Below are 16,591 nucleotides of genomic sequence, written 5' to 3' on the forward strand. Positions count from 1 at the left end.
GAAGTGACAGGGGTATCTGGAAAAAAAGTGGAAATGGTTTGTATCTGTACGCAGCCAGCTTAGGCCTTCATCGCCGGCAAGCCGGCCCCACGGGGGCGCTATGGTGCTACTTGGGCACCACGCTCACCCACCACTGGGTATGCCGCTCGATCTTCACCGGCAACGCGGGCACCAGCGAAGCGAGGGCCAGGTCGGTATCGGTCAACGGGAAGCTCCCCGTCACGCGCAGGTCGGCCACTTCATCGGCCACGCCCAGGTGGCCGCTACGGTATTGGCCCAGCTGCGCTACCAGGTCGGCCAGGCGGATGTTGTCCACCACCAGCATGCCGCGGGTCCAGGCATCCGCACCGGCTTGCACGGGCGCGATACGGCCCAGGCCATTGGCGTTCATGAGCACCTGCTGACCTTCGCGCAGTACCTGCTCGTCGCCACTGTTGAGCGGCTGCGCTGCGACCGAGGACTGCAACACCTCCAGGCGGGTACCGTTATTTTCGCGACGCACCAGAAAGCGCGTGCCCAGAGGGCGCAGGCGGCCATCGTCGGTGCGCACCAGCAACGGGCGAGGGTCCTGGTGGCCGGTCTCCACCGAGATTTCACCCTGGTGCAGCACCAGTACACGCTGGTCGCCTTCGTAGTCGATGTCGACCGCGGTATGAGTGTTCAGGCTCAGCAGCGTGCCGTCCTCCAGGCGCAGGGTCCGCAGTTCGCCGGTGGCGGTGCGCTGATCGGCCAGCCAGTAGCTTGCCGATAGCGATGGCGCGCCAACCCAAGCCAACAGTGAGCCGAGCAGGAACATGCCAGCCAGGCCGCCGCCCACCTTGGCCACCCGCCGGCGCAACCCTGCGCGCGATTGCTGCAGGGCCTGGCGCGCGGGGCCGGCTGCGGCACTGACCCGCTGATCGAGGGTGCCCAACTGGCGCCAGGCGCGAGCGTGTTCCTCGCTGGCGGCATGCCAGCGCATGAACTCGCTGCGTTCGTCGGGCGTACCGGTACCGTCGTCCAGGCTCAGTTTCCAGGCGATGGCAGCTTCAAGGACCCCGGCAGAAACCGGTGAGTTGTTCACGTCGGCTCCCCATACAGGGCCACATAGCACTGGCGCATGCCTTGGGCGATGTACTGGCGCACCCGCGACACCGATACGCCCAGGCGCTCGGCGATTTCGGCGTGGCTCATGCCGTCCAGGCGATTGTGCAGGAACGCCGTGCGTGCCTTGCTCGACAGCTTGCCGAGCAGGCGGTCGATGGCCTTGAGGTCTTCGAGGATCAGGTGCTGGAGTTCCGGGGAGGGCTGCTCGGCTTCCGGCAAGCGGGCCAGTTCGGCCAGGTAGGCCTGCTCCAGGGCTGCGCGGCGAAAGTGGTCGAACATCAGCCCCTTGGCCACTGCAGCCAGGAAAGCGCGCGGCTCACGGGGGGTGTCCAGTTGTTCGCGCCCGAGCAGGCGCACGAAGGTGTCCTGGCTCAGGTCTTCGGCACGCTGGCGGCAGGCCATGCTGCGTTGCAGCCAGGCAAGCAGCCAGCTGCGATGGTCGCGGTACAGCGCACCGACCAGTTCGGCGTGTGGGCTCTGAGCAGAAGACAAGCAGTGTCCCCCCCGGAACGAATGCGTTAACTAACGATAATTATTCGCGATTGTTGCAGAGGCGGGGGGCGTGGCGCAATGGACGCTTATCGGGTTGCCACTGTCATGGTGGGGGCGGTGCCCGATATCACAGGTGCAGCCCCTTCAAAGGGTATGTTTCTAAAGCCCATGCCCCTGCACATTGCGCCGCCGCCACCCGCGCAAGCGCTGCTCCAGCTGCAATGGGCTGTCCAGCTGCTGGCGACGGGCCTGGCTGAACAGGATCAACGCCAGTTCAGCGGTGACTTGGGCATCAGCGCTAGCGTGGTGGCGCTCATCCACCTGCAGCCCGAAGCGCGCCACCCAGTCATCCAGCCCTGCTTCGCGCAGTACCGTGTCAGGGTTGAGCATGGGCGCCAGTTCAGCAACATCGAGGAAGGGCTGTTGCAGGCGATGCCCAAGGGTTTCTTTCAATGCCCGAGCCAGCATGCGCTGGTCGAACGGTGCATGGAACGCCAGCACCGGGCTGTCACCGATGAACTCGAGCAGGTCGAGCAACGCCTCGGCCGGGTCGCTGCCTGCGGCCAGGGCGCTCGGGCCCAGGCCATGGATGAGTACACTGGCGTTGGTTTTCTGGGCCGGGCGGTGCAGGGTGCGCTCGAACTGCTGGGAGAAGTCGATGGCGCCGTCTTCGATGGCTACGGCACCGATCGACAGCACCTGGTCGCGGTTGGGGTTCAGGCCGCTGGTCTCAAGGTCCAGCACCACCCAGCGCTGCTCACGCAGCGAGCACACGCCCAGCGGTGCGGGTTTTGGCAGGCGCGACAGGCGTTGATGCAGTGCACCGTCCAGGGCCGGCGCGGCAGGGCGCAGCCAGGCGAACAGGCTCATAGCTGGTACCGCAGGGCCAGGCTGCTTTGCAGGCGTTGCGCCTGGCGCAGGGACTCACGCAGGATGCGCCGGTCCAGATGGTTGAGGCTGTCCGGATCGAGGCGGTTGGAGTACGGCTGATTGTCGCGGGTCTGGCGCTGGTGCTGCTGCATGCGCGTTTGCTGGATGAAATGGTAGGCCTCTTCGTATGCCGCGCCGTCGAGCGCCTCGATAACGCCTTTGTCGACCAGCTGGCGCAGGCGCTCCAGGGTGTTGCAGGCACCGATGCCATTGGCCAGGGCCAGCAGCCGCGCACCATCGACGAAGGGGGTCAGGCCCTGGACCTTGAGGTCCAGGGTAGCGGCCTTGTCGTTGCCTTGGCGGGTCAGGACGAATTCGCGCAGGCGGCCTACCGGAGGCCGCTGACGCAAGGCGTTATCGGCCATCATGCGCTGGAAAATGCGGTTCTCGGCTACTTGTTCCAGCACGCTTTGGCGCAGCTGTTCGCACCCCTGTTCGTCGCCCCAGACCACACGCAGGTCGAAATAGATGCTCGAGCCGAGCAGGTTCTCTGGGCTGGCTTCACGGATGAAGCCGGCGAAGCGCCGTGCCCATTCAGTGCGCGACAGGCACAGCTCGGGGTTGCCTGCCATGACGTTACCCTTGCACAGGGTGAAGCCGCATTGGGCCAGGCATTGGTTGATGTAGTGGGCCAGTGGTAGCAGGCGGGCGCGAATGGCTTCGGCTTCGCTGCTGTCGGCTGCCTCGAACAGGATGCCGTTGTCCTGGTCGGTATGCAGGGTCTGTTCACGGCGCCCTTCGCTGCCAAAGCACAGCCAGCTGAACGGCACCCCAGGGTCGCCGCGTTCGGCCAGAGCCAGTTCGATTACCCGGCAGACAGTGTGGTCGTTGAGCAGGGTGATGATCTGGGTAATCTGGGTCGACGACGCGCCGTGGGCGAGCATGCGCTCCACCAGCTGGCCGATCTCGCCACGCAGCGCCACCAGGGAGTCCAGGCGCGGTGCATGGCGGATGGTGCGGGCCAGGTGCACGAGGTCGACCCGTTGCAGGGAAAACAGGTCGCGCTCCGAGACCACGCCGCACAGGCGCTGGTTGTCCACCAGGCAAACATGGGCAATGTGTCGCTCGGTCATTGCCATGGCCGCGTCGAAGGCGCTGGCCTGCGGGTTGAGGTAGAAGGGTTTGACGGTCATGTGCCGTTCGATGGCGGCACCGAGGTCGGCATCGACAGTAGCCACCACTTGGCGCAGGTCACGCAGGGTGAAGATGCCCACCGGGTAACGCTGCGCATCTACCACCACGATGCTGCCGACCTGCTGCTCGTGCATCGACCGCACGGCGTCGCGCAGCGGCGTGTCCGGGGTGCAGACCACCGGGTGACGCATGGCCAGTTCACCCAGCGGGGTGTTCAGTGAGTATTGGGTGCCGAGTGTTTCCACCGCTCGTTGGCGCACCTGCTGGTTGACCTGGTCAAGCAGGCTGCTGACACCGCGCAGCGCAAAATCCCGAAACACATCGGAAAGGGAAAACACACGGATGAAGGCGGCTTTGTTCAATTGCAGGCAGAACGTGTCCTCGCCCGCCAGGTGCTCGGTGCGGGTAGCGCGCTCGCCGAGCAGGGCGGCCAGCGGGAAGCACTCGCCGCTGGTGATCTCGAAGGTGGTTTCCACGCCGGGCTTGACCAGGTGCTGGCGCTCACCGACCACGCGCCCCTGTTTGACGATGTAGAAGTGCTCCACCGGGCCGTCAGCGGGTTTGATGATGCTTTCCCCGCTGGAGTAGAAACGCAACTGGCACGGTTCCACCAGGAACGCCAGGTGGCTGTGTTCCATTTGGTTGAACGGCGGGAAACGCTGCAAAAACTGCAGGGTGCCCTGAATGTTCTGCAGAACGGCAGTTCTGCCCGCCTGGCTGTAGGCGTCGTTTTTGCTCATGACACTGACCGTATCGCTACGCCGAACTATATATATCTATATATAGGTGCGGCCTTGTTGTTCTCGGTCCCCATGGTCGGCTGACGGCCGTGCGGTGCCCATTGGACGTAAGTCTATGAGCGTAGTGTGATCAATATCGCAAGCTGCGGTCTTACCGGTGAGCAAGACTATTTGATGAGACGACCATGGTTGAGCATGACGACATCCTGAGTGACGCCGAACGTGAGGCACTGGCCGGGTTGAGTGCACCTGTTGCGCCCAGGCCGGTGGTATTGGTGGTTGATGACAACCCGGTGAACAGTGAGGCCCTGTGCCTTTACCTGAAGAGCAGGGGGATCGACTGCATGCAGGCCGATGGTGCTCAGGAGGCGATGTTCAAACTGCATTACGAACCGCGCATCGCCCTGATGATCACCGACCTGCGCATGCAGCCCAAGGATGGCCTGGAGCTTATCCGGCAGATTCGTGAGTCGGAACGGGCGGCGTTGTCGATCATCGTGGTGTCAGGCGACACCGATGTGAAGGAGGCGGTGGATGTGATGCACCTGGGGGTGGTGGATTTTTTGCTGAAGCCGGTGGATCTGGGGAAACTGCTGGGGTTGGTGAAGAAAGAATTGAAGCTTGAGTGAGCGGGAATGGGGCTGCTTTGCAGCCCTTTCGCGACACAAGGCCGCTCCTACAGGGGAATGCGATCCTCCTGTAATTGGTGGAGCGGCCCCGGTGTCTTAGAGCCCGTTACGCGCCTTGAACTCGCGGCGGCGACGGTGCAGTACCGGCTCGGTATAACCGTTCGGTTGCTTGGCACCCTCGATTACCAGTTCCACTGCAGCCTGGAATGCCACGTTGTCGTCGAAGTTCGGCGCCATCGGGCGGTACAGGGCGTCACCGGCGTTCTGCTTGTCGACCACGGCGGCCATGCGCTGGAGGCTTTCCAGCACCTGCTCCTGGGTAACCACGCCATGGCGCAGCCAGTTGGCCAGCAGCTGGGCCGAGATACGCAGGGTAGCGCGGTCTTCCATCAGGCCCACATCGTTGATGTCCGGCACTTTGGAGCAACCCACGCCCTGGTCGATCCAGCGAACCACATAGCCGAGGATGCCCTGGGCGTTGTTGTCCAGCTCGTTGCGGATCTCTTCGGCCGACCAGTTGGTGTCAGCTGCCAGCGGGATGGTCAGGATGTCGTCGACCGAGGCCGGGGCGCGGCTGGCCAGCTCGCGCTGACGCGCCTGCACGTCGACTTTATGGTAGTGCAGGGCGTGCAGGGTGGCGGCGGTCGGCGACGGTACCCAGGCGGTGTTGGCACCGGCCAGCGGGTGAGCGATCTTCTGCTCGAGCATGGCAGCCATCAGGTCCGGCATGGCCCACATGCCTTTGCCGATCTGCGCACGCCCTTGCAGGCCGGTGGCAAGGCCGACGTCGACGTTGTTGTTCTCGTAGGCACCGATCCACTTTTCGTTCTTCATGGCGCCCTTGCGCACTACGGCGCCGGCCTCCATCGAGGTGTGGATTTCGTCACCGGTACGGTCGAGGAAGCCAGTGTTGATGAACACCACACGCTCGGCTGCCGACTTGATGCAGGCCTTGAGGTTGACCGTGGTACGGCGCTCCTCGTCCATGATGCCGACCTTGACGGTGTTGCGCGGCATGCCCAGCAGGTCTTCGACGCGGCTGAAGATCTCGGCGGCGAACGCCACTTCTTCAGGGCCGTGCATCTTCGGTTTGACGATGTAGACGCTACCGGTACGGGTGTTCTTGCGGCTGGTATTGCCGTTGAGGTTGTGCAGGGCGATCAGGTTGGTGAACAGCCCGTCCTGGATGCCTTCGGGAATCTCGTTGCCTTGGGCATCGAGAATGGCCGGGTTGGTCATCAGGTGGCCCACGTTGCGCACGAACAGCAGCGAACGACCGTGAAGGGTCACGGTGCCGCCATTGGGCGCTGCGTACTCGCGGTCCGGGTTCATGGTGCGGGTGAAAGTCTTGCCGCCTTTGCTGACGCTCTCGGCCAGGTCGCCTTTCATCAGGCCCAGCCAGTTGCGGTAGACGATGACCTTGTCGTCGGCATCGACGGCAGCGACCGAGTCTTCACAGTCCATGATGGTGGTCAGCGCCGATTCCATCAGGATGTCTTTGACACCGGCGGCGTCGGTGCTGCCGACCGGGGTGCTGGCATCGACCTGGATTTCGAAGTGCAGGCCATTGTGCTTGAGCAGCACGGCGGTTGGCGCGGCGGCATCGCCGTGGAAGCCGATCAGCTGGGCGTCGTCCCGCAGGCCGCTGTTGCTGCCACCCTTGAGGGCAACGACCAGCTTGCCGCCTTCGATGCGGTAAGCGGTGGAGTCGACGTGCGAGCCAGCGGCCAGCGGCGCGGCTTCGTCGAGGAAGGCGCGGGCGAAGGCGATGACCTTGTTGCCACGGACCTTGTTGTAGCCCTGGCCTTTTTCGGCGCCGCCTTCATCGCTGATGGCATCGGTGCCGTACAGTGCGTCGTACAGCGAGCCCCAGCGGGCGTTGGCGGCGTTCAGGGCAAAGCGGGCGTTCATCACCGGCACGACCAGCTGTGGGCCGGCCATGTGGGCGATCTCTTCGTCCACGTTCTGGGTGGTGGCCTGGAAATCGTCGGCTTGTGGCAGCAGATAGCCGATTTCCTGAAGGAAGCTTTTATAGGCGACGGCGTCGTGTGCCTGGCCTTTGCGTGCCTGGTGCCAGGCGTCGATCTTGGCTTGCAGCTCGTCGCGCTTGGCGAGCAGGGCTTTGTTCTTTGGGGCGAGGTCGTTGATGATCTTTTCTGCCCCGGCCCAGAACGCATCGGCCTTGACGCCGGTTCCAGGGATCGCTTCGTTGTTGACGAAGTCGTACAGGGCCTTGGCGACCTGAAGGCCACCGACTTGAACGTATCCAGTCATTGCTTGCCTCACCTTTGCTCAGCTATTTCGCTTTCGCTCTTCTGTATTAAGCCTGTAGCGCTTCTCTAAACACGGCACCAGTACATGCTCTCACCACTCACGAGAGCGGCTGGGTGCGGCTCGCCAGAAAGGCTGGCGGGCGGTTGGCGTATTTTCACAGGCGCCTTGGCAGACATCGTAACGACGTTTTGTAGTCCGCGCCGAGGCATACTACATGAAGCAGCAGGCCGGTGAACATCAGACTAAAAGCGTCGCTCCGCGACCGATTGGTCGCGGAGGGTCACGCTGGGAGTGGCTATGTTCGCAAAAAACCGGTGGATTGTTCCAGATAAATCTTGAAACAGTACACGATTAGTTCGGCAGACCGTCCTGCGGCAGGTTGCCGCGCCTTGCCTATACTGAACCAATCCCCCCGTATTCTCGCCGCTGCAGGCGGCACGACGCAGAGGAAGCCCTGTGGATCATCTTGTACTGACCGTGATTGCTCCTGACAAGGCCGGCCAGGTCGAACGGATTGCCCAGTGCATCGCCGACCACAACGGTAACTGGCTGGAGAGCCGTATGTCGCGTATGGCCGGGCAGTTCGCCGGCATCCTGCGGGTCGCGGTGCCGGCAGAGAGCTACGATGAGCTGGTGAAATCGCTTCAGGCCCTGGGGCAGTACGATATCCGTGTGCTGATCGCAGAAAGCGGCATCGAGCCTTCCTGTACCTGGAAGCCGATCGCGATGGAGTTGGTGGGTAATGATCGCCCAGGCATCGTACGTGATATCACCCGCTTGCTCGCTGACCAAGGGGTGAACCTTGAGCGCTTCACCACCGAAGTGCGCCCGGCGCCGATGAGCAGCGAGCCGTTGTTCCATGCCGATGCCTTGCTGGCGCTGCCATTGACCTTGTCGCTGGATGATCTGCAGCAGAAGCTGGAGAGCCTGGCGGATGACTTGATGGTGGAGTTGAAATTGCGGCCCCAGGATTGAGCCGAGGCGGTAGCGGGTTATCCCGATTAACCGGGGACGGCCCTGTGGATAACCTGGGGGCGCTCCTCGCTAGCCCAGGGATGGCGAGCTCTCCCGCTGTTTGGTCAAAAAACAGCCACTAATCAATGGCTTGTGCACAAAGCACGGGGACGAGGGTGTGGATAACCTCTGGAGATGTTCTGCCAGGCCACGGCCGGCGTGGCCTGCAGAGTTTTGATCGTTTTTTGATCAGGCGCGCTTGCGCAGGTTCAGCCAGGCATCGACGCTGTAGAGCGCCAGGCCAGCCCAGATGCACAAGAAAGCCATCAGGCTGCTGGAAGACAGGTGCTCGTCAAATAGCAGTACCGCTTGCAGCAGTACCAAGGTCGGCGCCAGATACTGCAGGAAGCCCAGGGTGGTGTAGGGCAAGTGCCGCGCAGCGGCGTTGAAGCACACCAGTGGTATCAGCGTTACCGGCCCGGCTGCGATCAGCCATAGCGCTTCGCTGCTGGTATAGAAACTGCCTTGTGCACTCATCGCGGCAGGGTGCAGCAGCAGCCAGCCAAGCGCCAGGGGCACCAGCATCCAGGTTTCCACCACCAGGCCGGGCAGCGCCGCCACCGGTGCCTGCTTGCGGATCAGGCCGTAGAAGCCAAACGTCAGCGCCAGTACCAATGACACCCAAGGCAGGCTACCGACTTGCCACACCTGTTGCGCCACACCTACTGCGGCCATGCCCACTGCCAGCCACTGCAGGCGGCGCAGGCGCTCACCCAGCAAAAGCATGCCCAGCAGCACGTTCACCAGCGGGTTGATGTAGTAGCCCAGGCTGGCCTCGAGCATGCGCCCGTTGTTGACCGACCATACGTAGGTCAGCCAGTTGCCGGCGATCAGGGCGCCACTGAGGGCAAGAATGGCCAGGCGGCGGGGGTTGTCGCGCAGCTCGCGCCACCACCCTGGGTGCTTCCACACCAACAGCAGCAGCGAGCCGAACAAAGCGGACCAGAGCACCCGGTGCACGATGATCTCAACCGCCGGGACACTTTGTATGGCTTTGAAATAGAGGGGGAACAAGCCCCAGATGATGTAGGCCGAGAGGCCAAGAATGTACCCGCGACGCGGGTTTGCGGCGTGCATGCAGAATCCTTGCTTAGGTAGCTAAATACAGCGACGCCTATTGTAGACAGACCTTTGCAGGCATTTAGAACAATTTCAGGGGTTGCTCGTCGAGTGCCGCTGTTTGCTCGCGCAGGGCCAGGATCTGATCGCCCCAGTAACGCGGTTGGCCAAACCAGGGGAAGCTGCGCGGGAATGCCGGGTCGTCCCAGCGCCGTGCCAGCCAGGCGCTATGGTGCAGCTGGCGCAAGGCGCGCAGCGGTTCGATCAGGGGCAGCTCGCGCGGGTCGAAATCGTGAAACTCGTTGTAGCCGTCGATCAGCTCTGCCAGTTGGCCCAGGCGTTCTTCACGGCTGCCGGCCAGCATCATCCACAGGTCTTGCACGGCCGGGCCCATCCGGCAGTCATCGAGGTCGACGACGTGGTAGACGTCGTCGCGATGCATCAGGTTGCCGGGGTGCAAGTCGCCGTGCAGGCGCATGACCTGATGTGGGGTGCGTGCGTAGATGTCTTCGACCCGTTTGAGCAGCTCGCGCGCTACAGACTCGAACGCGGGCAGCAATTCCCGAGGTACGAAGTTGCCATCAAGCAGGGTTTGCAGGGAGGCGTGGCCAAAGTTATCCACAGTCAAGGCTTCGCGATGCTCGAACGGGCGTGTTGCCGCCACGGCATGCAGACGGCCCAGCAGCTGGCCCAGACGGTAGAGCTGGTCGAGGTTGCCTGGCTCCGGTGCGTGGCCGCCGCGGCGGGGAAACAGTGTGAAGCGAAAGCCCTGATGCTCGAACAGGGTCTGTTCATTGTGCTGCCGCGGGGCGACCACCGGCACTTCGCACTCAGCAAGCTCGGCGGTGAAGCGGTGTTCTTCAAGAATCGCTTCATTGCTCCACCGGCCGGGTCGATAGAACTTGGCGATCAGTGGTTGCTCGCCTTCGATACCCACTTGGTAGACGCGGTTCTCGTAGCTGTTCAGGGCCAGTACGCGGGCGTCGCTGAGAAAGCCGAGGCTCTCCACGGCGTCCAGTACCAGGTCGGGGGTGAGGGTCGCGAAGGGGTGAGACATGGTGGCTCCGGGGTGGGCTGCAAGGGCTCATGGTATCAGTGCCGGCCCTCTGGCGGGGTGGCGCGACCAACCTACACCGGTACCCCCAGCAATACATGGGAGGGATGAAACTGCACCCGGACCTGGCTACCTGTTGTCACTGCCTCTCGTGCCAGCCAGTGCGCCTCGGCAAACGCACAGAGTGTCTGGCCATTACCCAGCGCCAGCCTCACTTCACTGGTGTCATGCCCATCCGCAATCACCTCTTCCACAGTTGCCTTGAGCACATTGCTGCCCGCTTCGGCTTCATCTGCGGCGCTCGACAACTGCACCCACCCGGCCTTGAGCAACGCCACCACCATGGTGCCGAGCGTCAGCTCCAGGCGTGCAGTGCTGTCATGGGTAATCAGTGCCTCGATTTCCAGCCCGCCACCCAGCGCCAGGCTCACGCGGTCGTGCCGCCCTTCGCGGCGCAAGCCGCTGACCTGGCCTTGCAGCTGGTTGCGGGCACTGGTGCGCAACATCAGGCGCCCAAGCAGGTCAAGGTCGCTGGATTCTTCGGCAGCCTCGAGAATCTGGGCCTGCAAGGCCTGCAAGCGTTGGTAAAGGCGCAGTACCCGCTCGCCTTCGCCCGACAGGCGAGCGCCACCGCCGCCGCGCCCGCCGGTGCTACGCTCGACCAACGGCTGGCTGGCCAGGTTGTTGAGTTCGTCTATGGCGTCCCATGCGGCTTTGTAGCTTATGCCTGCCGCCTTCGCGGCGCGGGTGATCGAACCTTGCTCAGCGATATGCTGAAGCAAAGCGATGCGCTGTGGGCGGCGAGCGATGTGCTGGGTGAGCAGGGCGGGCAGGGTCATGATGGCGCCTATCTGGGACTGACCGGTCAAGCTTGCCCCGGTTTTGCCGTGCGTGCCAGGCAATACACATCAACGCGGCGTGCGCCGGCGCCGCGCAGCAGGGCGGCGATGCTTTGCGCCGTGGCACCGGTGGTCAGCACGTCATCGACCACGGCCACATGCAGGCCGTGCAATGCGCTTTCATCAACCACCGCAAAGGCCTGCTGCAGATTACGCCGTCTGGCCTTGGCATCCAGGCTTTGCTGCGCCGGTGTTTCGCGGGTGCGCCGCAGCAATCGCTCGTTGCAGTCGATTGCCAGGGCCTTGGCCAACCACTTTGCCAGCATGCCTGCCTGGTTGAAGCCACGCTCGCGCTGTCGACGCTTTGCCAGTGGCACAGGCAACAGCAGCGATGGCCTGGCCAGGCCATCGGCAAAGCGGTGGCGCAAATCCAGGCTGAGCATTTCGGCCATCAAGCGCCCCAATGGCCACTGGCGATTGTGTTTGAAGCGGCTGATCAGTGTGTCCACGGGAAAGCCGTAATACCACGGCGCCACCACTTGTTCGAAGGCCGGGGCACGGCGACTGCACTGGGCGCAGGTCAGGCCGGCCATTGGCAGCGGTAGCGCGCAATGCATGCAGTACTCACTCAGCCAGGGCAGGTCCTCCTCGCACGCAATACAGATGGGGTGGGGCTGCTCGGCAGGAGTGCCGCACAGCAAACAGGTATGATCAATATTTATACACTTGTAAACCAGTGCTTTTAACCAAGGTTGACAGTTCATAGGCCTTCCATGACTATGCGAGCTATCCGTGATGCGCTGGCGGGCATTCCTGTCCCGGCGCCAGCTACAGCCTAAACAAGGAAACGCCGATGAGCGCCAGCACAACTGCAACAACACGTCACGACTGGTCCCTGGCCGAGGTGAAGGCCCTGTTCCAGCAACCGTTCAACGACCTGCTGTTCCAGGCGCAAACCGTGCATCGGGCGCATTTCGACCCTAACCGCGTACAGGTTTCCACGCTGCTGTCGATCAAGACCGGCGCCTGCCCGGAAGATTGCAAATATTGTCCACAGTCCGGCCACTACAACACCGGGCTGGAAAAACAGAAGCTGATGGAAGTGCAGAAGGTGCTGGAAGAAGCGGCGCGGGCCAAGGCCATCGGTTCTACCCGCTTCTGCATGGGCGCCGCCTGGAAGCACCCCTCGGCCAAGGACATGCCCTACGTGCTGGAAATGGTCAAAGGGGTCAAGGCCATGGGGCTGGAAACCTGCATGACCCTGGGCAAGCTCGATCAGGACCAGACCCAGGCGCTGGCCCAGGCAGGCCTGGACTACTACAACCACAACCTCGATACCTCGCCGGAGTTCTACGCCAGCATCATCACCACCCGCACTTACAGCGAGCGTCTGCAGACCTTGGCCTACGTACGCGATGCCGGGATGAAGATCTGCTCCGGTGGCATTCTCGGGATGGGCGAGTCGCTCGACGATCGTGCAGGCCTGCTGATCCAGTTGGCCAACCTCCCCGAGCATCCCGAGTCGGTGCCGATCAACATGCTGGTGAAAGTGGCCGGCACCCCCCTGGCCGAAGAAGAAGATGTCGACCCGTTCGACTTCATCCGCATGCTGGCGGTCGCGCGGCTGCTGATGCCCAAGTCGCACGTGCGCCTGTCCGCCGGGCGCGAGCAGATGAACGAGCAGATGCAAGCGCTGGCCTTCATGGCCGGCGCCAATTCGATCTTCTATGGCGAGAAGCTGCTGACCACTGCCAACCCACAGGCCGACAAGGACATGCAGCTGTTCGCCCGCCTGGGCATCAAGCCTGAAGCGCGTGAAGAGCATGCCGACGAAGTGCACCAGGCCGCCATCGAAGAGGCGCTGGTCGAGCAACGCAGCAGCGAGCTGTTCTATAACGCCGCGTCTGCCTGAGATGGCCTTCGATCTTGCAGCGCGTCTTGCCGAACGGCGCGCTGCAGACCTGTATCGGCAGCGGCCGCTGCTACAGAGCCCGCAAGGGCCGAACGTAGTGGTCGACGGCCAGCCGTTGCTGGCTTTCTGCAGCAATGACTACCTGGGCCTGGCCAACCACCCCGAGGTGATCGCCGCCTGGCAAGCCGGCGCCGAGCGTTGGGGTGTCGGTGGCGGAGCCTCGCACCTGGTGGTCGGCCACAGCACGCCGCACCATCAGGTCGAAGAGGCGCTGGCCGAATTGACCGGTCGCCCGCGTGCCTTGCTGTTTTCTACCGGCTACATGGCCAACCTCGGGGCCATTACCGCGCTGGTGGGGCAGGGCGATACGGTGTTGCAGGACCGCCTCAACCATGCCTCGCTGCTCGATGGCGGCTTGCTCAGTGGTGCCCGCTTCAACCGTTACCTGCACAACGATGCAGTCAGCCTGGCCAACCGCCTGGGCAAGGCCTGCGGCAATACCTTGGTGGTCACCGACGGTGTGTTCAGCATGGACGGTGATCTGGCCGACCTGCCTGCACTGGCCGAGGTCGCGCGTGCGCGTGGCGCCTGGTTGATGGTCGACGACGCTCACGGCCTGGGTACCTTGGGTGCCCAGGGCGGCGGTGTCGTCGAACACTTCGGCCTGGGCATCGATGACGTGCCCGTGCTGATCGGTACGCTGGGCAAGGCTTGCGGCACCGCGGGCGCCTTCGTTGCGGGCAGCGATGATTTGATCGAGGCACTGGTGCAGTTCGCCCGGCCGTACATCTATACCACCAGCCAGCCGCCGGCACTGGCCTGCGCCACGCTCAAGAGCCTGGAGCTGCTGCGCCGCGAAACCTGGCGCCGTGAGCACCTGGCCGGGTTGATCCGGCAGTTCCGCGAGGGTGCCGTGCAGATCGGCCTGCAGCTGATGGACAGCCCGACTCCGATCCAGCCGATCCTGATCGGCGACAGCGCACAGGCACTGCGCCTGTCGCAGATGCTGCGCGAACGAAGCCTGTTGGTCACCGCCATCCGCCCGCCTACCGTACCTGCTGGCAGTGCACGGCTGAGGGTAACCTTGAGCGCTGCGCACAGTGAGGCGCAGGTACAGCTATTGTTGAATGCATTGGCCGATTGTTATCCACAGCTGGAGGCCGCCGATGCGTAACCGACTGATCCTTCTTCCCGGCTGGGGCTTGGGTACTGCGGCCCTGGAGCCGCTGGCCGCCAGCCTGCGTGCGCAGGACGCGCGCCTGCAGGTCGAGCTGGCGCCCTTGCCGGAGCTGGCCGACGCCGATGTACAGGCGTGGGTCGACTACCTTGACCGCAAACTGCCCAGTGATACCTGGCTGGGCGGCTGGTCGCTTGGCGGCATGCTCGCCAGTGAGCTGGCCCGCAAGCGTGGCGACCACTGTTGCGGGCTGTTGACCTTGGCCAGCAACCCCTGCTTCGTGGCACGGGCGGATTGGCCGCATGGCATGGCCGATGACACCTTCGGGACCTTCCTCGACGGTTGCCGCAGCCACACCTGCGTTACCCTCAAGCGTTTCCGTACCTTGTGCAGTGACGGCGCCCTGCAGCCGCGCACGTTGCTGCGCCAGCTGGGCGTGGGGGTACCGGAGACCGACCCGCTGTACCTGGCCACCGGGCTTGAGGTGCTGGCACAGCTGGATACCCGCGAAGCGCTGCAGGCGTACGGCGGCCCGCAACTGCACCTGTTCGCCGGCAGTGATGCGTTGGTGCCCCCCGAGGCGGCCAAAGCGCTGAGCGAGCTGTTGCCCGACGTTGAAGTCGGCCTGGTTGAAGAGAGTTCCCACGCGTTCCTGCTGGAATACCCGCAGGAGCTGGCGGCGGGCATCAAGAGTTTCCTGCATGAGAGTGGCGATGACTGACCTTTCCCGTCCAACCCTGCCCGGCGCGCTGCCGGACAAGCGCCAGGTAGCGGCCTCGTTCTCCCGCGCGGCAGCCAGCTACGACAGCGTGGCGGCCTTGCAGCGCGCGGTGGGCATGACCCTGCTGGAGCAGTTGCCGGACCCACTGACGCCATCGCGCTGGCTCGACCTTGGCAGTGGTACGGGGCATTTCAGCCGGGTGCTGGCCGAGCGCTTCACGCCGGCGACGGGCGTGGCGGTGGACATCGCCGAAGGCATGTTGCGCCATGCCCGAGGCGAGCAGGGCGGGGCCCGCTACCATGTGGCAGGCGACGCCGAGCGGCTGCCGCTGCTTGATCACAGCGTCGACCTGGTTTTCTCCAGCCTGGCGGTGCAGTGGTGCGCGCAATTCTCCAGCGTGCTGGAAGAGGCACGGCGGGTATTGCGCCCGGGCGGTGTGCTGGCCTTCAGCAGCCTGTGTGTCGGTACCCTGGATGAATTGCGCGCCAGTTGGCAGGCCGTGGATGGCATGGTGCATGTCAACCGCTTCCGCCGGTTCGAGGACTATCAGCGACTGTGCGCGGCAAGCGGCCTGGAGCAGCTTGGCCTGCGTCAGCAGGCGCATGTGCTGCACTACCCGCATGTGCGCGGCCTGACCCATGAGCTAAAGGCACTTGGCGCCCACAACCTCAACCCTGGGCGGCCGTCGGGCCTGACTGGCCGTACCCGCATGCAGGGGCTGCTGCAGGCGTATGAAGCATTCCGCCAGCCACAAGGGCTGCCCGCCACCTATCAGGTGGTTTATGGTGTGTTGCGCAAGCCAAAGGCGTGAGAGGAGCGAAATGAGCCAGGCCTATTTCATCGCGGGTACCGATACCGATGTCGGCAAGACCACCATCGCAGCCGGGCTGTTGCATGCCGCACGGCTGCAGGGCCTGAGTACGCTGGGGGCAAAGCCGGTGGCGTCCGGCTGCACAGTGACCGCAAAGGGGCTGCGCAACGCTGACGCCCAGGCGTTGATCGACGAGAGCACGCTCAAACTGCCTTATGAAGCGATCAACCCTTTTGCATTTGAACCTGCCATCGCGCCGCATGTGGCGGCGCGTGAAGCGGGTGTGACGCTGGAGGTCCCGGCCCTGCTCAAGGCCATGCGCCACGTGCTGGATCAGGGCGCGGATTTCACCCTGGTCGAAGGTGCCGGTGGCTGGCGCGTGCCGCTGTCCGGCCATGCCAATCTGTCCGACCTGGCAATCGCCCTCAAGTTGCCGGTGATTCTGGTGGTAGGGGTGCGTCTTGGCTGCATCAACCATGCATTGCTCAGCGCCGAGGCAATCGCCAGGGACGGGTTGCAACTGGCAGGCTGGGTGGCCAATGTCATCGACCCGCGTACGTCGCGGTTGGAGGAGAACCTCGCCAGCCTGGCCGAGCGCTTGCCAGCGCCTTGCCTGGGGCGGGTGCCCAAGCTCAAGCAAGCGACTGCCGATGCAGTCGCGGAACATCTGCAGCTGGACTTGCTGGACTGAAGCGCCATGCCTCACGTCTATCAGATAG

16 protein-coding genes are annotated in these 16,591 nt (G+C 63.7%); 7 read left to right on the forward strand and 9 right to left on the reverse strand.

The window, feature by feature from the left end; translation table 11 throughout:
* Positions 1–106 precede the first annotated feature (106 nt).
* The 4 genes from EGJ09_RS19885 to EGJ09_RS19900 all read right to left on the reverse strand — a co-directional run bounded on the left by EGJ09_RS19885 (position 107) and on the right by EGJ09_RS19900 (position 4,382).
* On the reverse strand, positions 107–1,063 hold the full coding sequence (locus EGJ09_RS19885) for a FecR domain-containing protein (RefSeq protein ID WP_125924610.1): 957 nt from the start codon (positions 1,061–1,063) through the stop codon (positions 107–109).
* On the reverse strand, positions 1,060–1,578 hold the full coding sequence (locus EGJ09_RS19890) for an RNA polymerase sigma factor (RefSeq protein WP_115273059.1): 519 nt from the start codon (positions 1,576–1,578) through the stop codon (positions 1,060–1,062). Before EGJ09_RS19890 ends, EGJ09_RS19885 begins: the two co-directional genes overlap by 4 nt.
* Before the next feature lie 159 nt (positions 1,579–1,737).
* The gene (locus tag EGJ09_RS19895; RefSeq protein ID WP_119687886.1) at positions 1,738–2,448 is read right to left on the reverse strand and encodes a PolC-type DNA polymerase III; all 711 of its coding nucleotides are present in this window, start codon (positions 2,446–2,448) and stop codon (positions 1,738–1,740) included.
* A complete protein-coding gene (locus tag EGJ09_RS19900; RefSeq protein WP_125924611.1) occupies positions 2,445–4,382 on the reverse strand; it encodes a putative nucleotidyltransferase substrate binding domain-containing protein in 1,938 nt (645 codons plus the stop codon). Before EGJ09_RS19900 ends, EGJ09_RS19895 begins: the two co-directional genes overlap by 4 nt.
* A 185-nt stretch (positions 4,383–4,567) precedes the next feature.
* Here EGJ09_RS19900 and EGJ09_RS19905 point away from each other — a divergent pair, with 185 nt between their 5' ends.
* Positions 4,568–5,011 (forward strand): response regulator, encoded by a 444-nt coding sequence (locus EGJ09_RS19905; RefSeq protein WP_012316605.1) that lies wholly within the window; start codon positions 4,568–4,570, stop codon positions 5,009–5,011.
* 96 nt (positions 5,012–5,107) lie between these two features.
* On the opposite strand, the gene EGJ09_RS19910 is transcribed toward EGJ09_RS19905, so the two are convergent.
* The gene (locus EGJ09_RS19910) at positions 5,108–7,285 is read right to left on the reverse strand and encodes a malate synthase G (RefSeq protein ID WP_115273057.1); all 2,178 of its coding nucleotides are present in this window, start codon (positions 7,283–7,285) and stop codon (positions 5,108–5,110) included.
* A 456-nt stretch (positions 7,286–7,741) separates the two neighbouring features.
* Here EGJ09_RS19910 and EGJ09_RS19915 point away from each other — a divergent pair, with 456 nt between their 5' ends.
* On the forward strand, positions 7,742–8,260 hold the full coding sequence (locus tag EGJ09_RS19915) for a glycine cleavage system protein R (protein ID WP_012316603.1): 519 nt from the start codon (positions 7,742–7,744) through the stop codon (positions 8,258–8,260).
* A gap of 228 nt (positions 8,261–8,488) precedes the next feature.
* Here the strand turns inward: EGJ09_RS19915 and rarD are convergent, their stop codons facing one another.
* The 4 genes from rarD to EGJ09_RS19935 form a co-directional block, all read right to left on the reverse strand.
* Positions 8,489–9,376, reverse strand: coding sequence for an EamA family transporter RarD (gene rarD / locus EGJ09_RS19920; RefSeq protein WP_046787543.1), 888 nt, complete (start codon positions 9,374–9,376; stop codon positions 8,489–8,491).
* A gap of 64 nt (positions 9,377–9,440) precedes the next feature.
* On the reverse strand, positions 9,441–10,415 hold the full coding sequence (locus EGJ09_RS19925; RefSeq protein WP_125924612.1) for a serine/threonine protein kinase: 975 nt from the start codon (positions 10,413–10,415) through the stop codon (positions 9,441–9,443).
* A gap of 71 nt (positions 10,416–10,486) precedes the next feature.
* The gene (locus tag EGJ09_RS19930) at positions 10,487–11,251 is read right to left on the reverse strand and encodes a TOBE domain-containing protein (RefSeq protein ID WP_046787544.1); all 765 of its coding nucleotides are present in this window, start codon (positions 11,249–11,251) and stop codon (positions 10,487–10,489) included.
* Positions 11,252–11,277: 26 nt separating this feature from the next.
* Positions 11,278–12,015 (reverse strand): ComF family protein, encoded by a 738-nt coding sequence (locus tag EGJ09_RS19935; protein WP_125924613.1) that lies wholly within the window; start codon positions 12,013–12,015, stop codon positions 11,278–11,280.
* 89 nt (positions 12,016–12,104) lie between these two features.
* Here EGJ09_RS19935 and bioB point away from each other — a divergent pair, with 89 nt between their 5' ends.
* The 5 genes from bioB to bioD are packed head-to-tail and all read left to right on the forward strand — an operon-like array spanning position 12,105 to position 16,563.
* On the forward strand, positions 12,105–13,163 hold the full coding sequence (gene bioB / locus EGJ09_RS19940) for a biotin synthase BioB (protein WP_125924614.1): 1,059 nt from the start codon (positions 12,105–12,107) through the stop codon (positions 13,161–13,163).
* A 1-nt stretch (position 13,164) separates the two neighbouring features.
* Entirely contained in the window at positions 13,165–14,337 is a 1,173-nt protein-coding gene (gene bioF / locus EGJ09_RS19945; protein WP_125924615.1) for an 8-amino-7-oxononanoate synthase, read from the forward strand.
* Positions 14,330–15,061, forward strand: a complete 732-nt coding sequence (locus EGJ09_RS19950) for an alpha/beta fold hydrolase (RefSeq protein ID WP_125924616.1) — start codon at positions 14,330–14,332, stop codon at positions 15,059–15,061. Before bioF ends, EGJ09_RS19950 begins: the two co-directional genes overlap by 8 nt.
* Positions 15,054–15,872, forward strand: a complete 819-nt coding sequence (gene bioC / locus EGJ09_RS19955; RefSeq protein WP_125924617.1) for a malonyl-ACP O-methyltransferase BioC — start codon at positions 15,054–15,056, stop codon at positions 15,870–15,872. Before EGJ09_RS19950 ends, bioC begins: the two co-directional genes overlap by 8 nt.
* Positions 15,873–15,882: 10 nt before the next feature.
* On the forward strand, positions 15,883–16,563 hold the full coding sequence (gene bioD / locus EGJ09_RS19960; protein ID WP_125924618.1) for a dethiobiotin synthase: 681 nt from the start codon (positions 15,883–15,885) through the stop codon (positions 16,561–16,563).
* Positions 16,564–16,591: the final 28 nt, after the last annotated feature.

It is taken from the genome of Pseudomonas sp. p106 (assembly GCF_003936645.1).
Classification (GTDB): Bacteria; Pseudomonadota; Gammaproteobacteria; order Pseudomonadales; family Pseudomonadaceae; genus Aquipseudomonas; species Aquipseudomonas putida_E.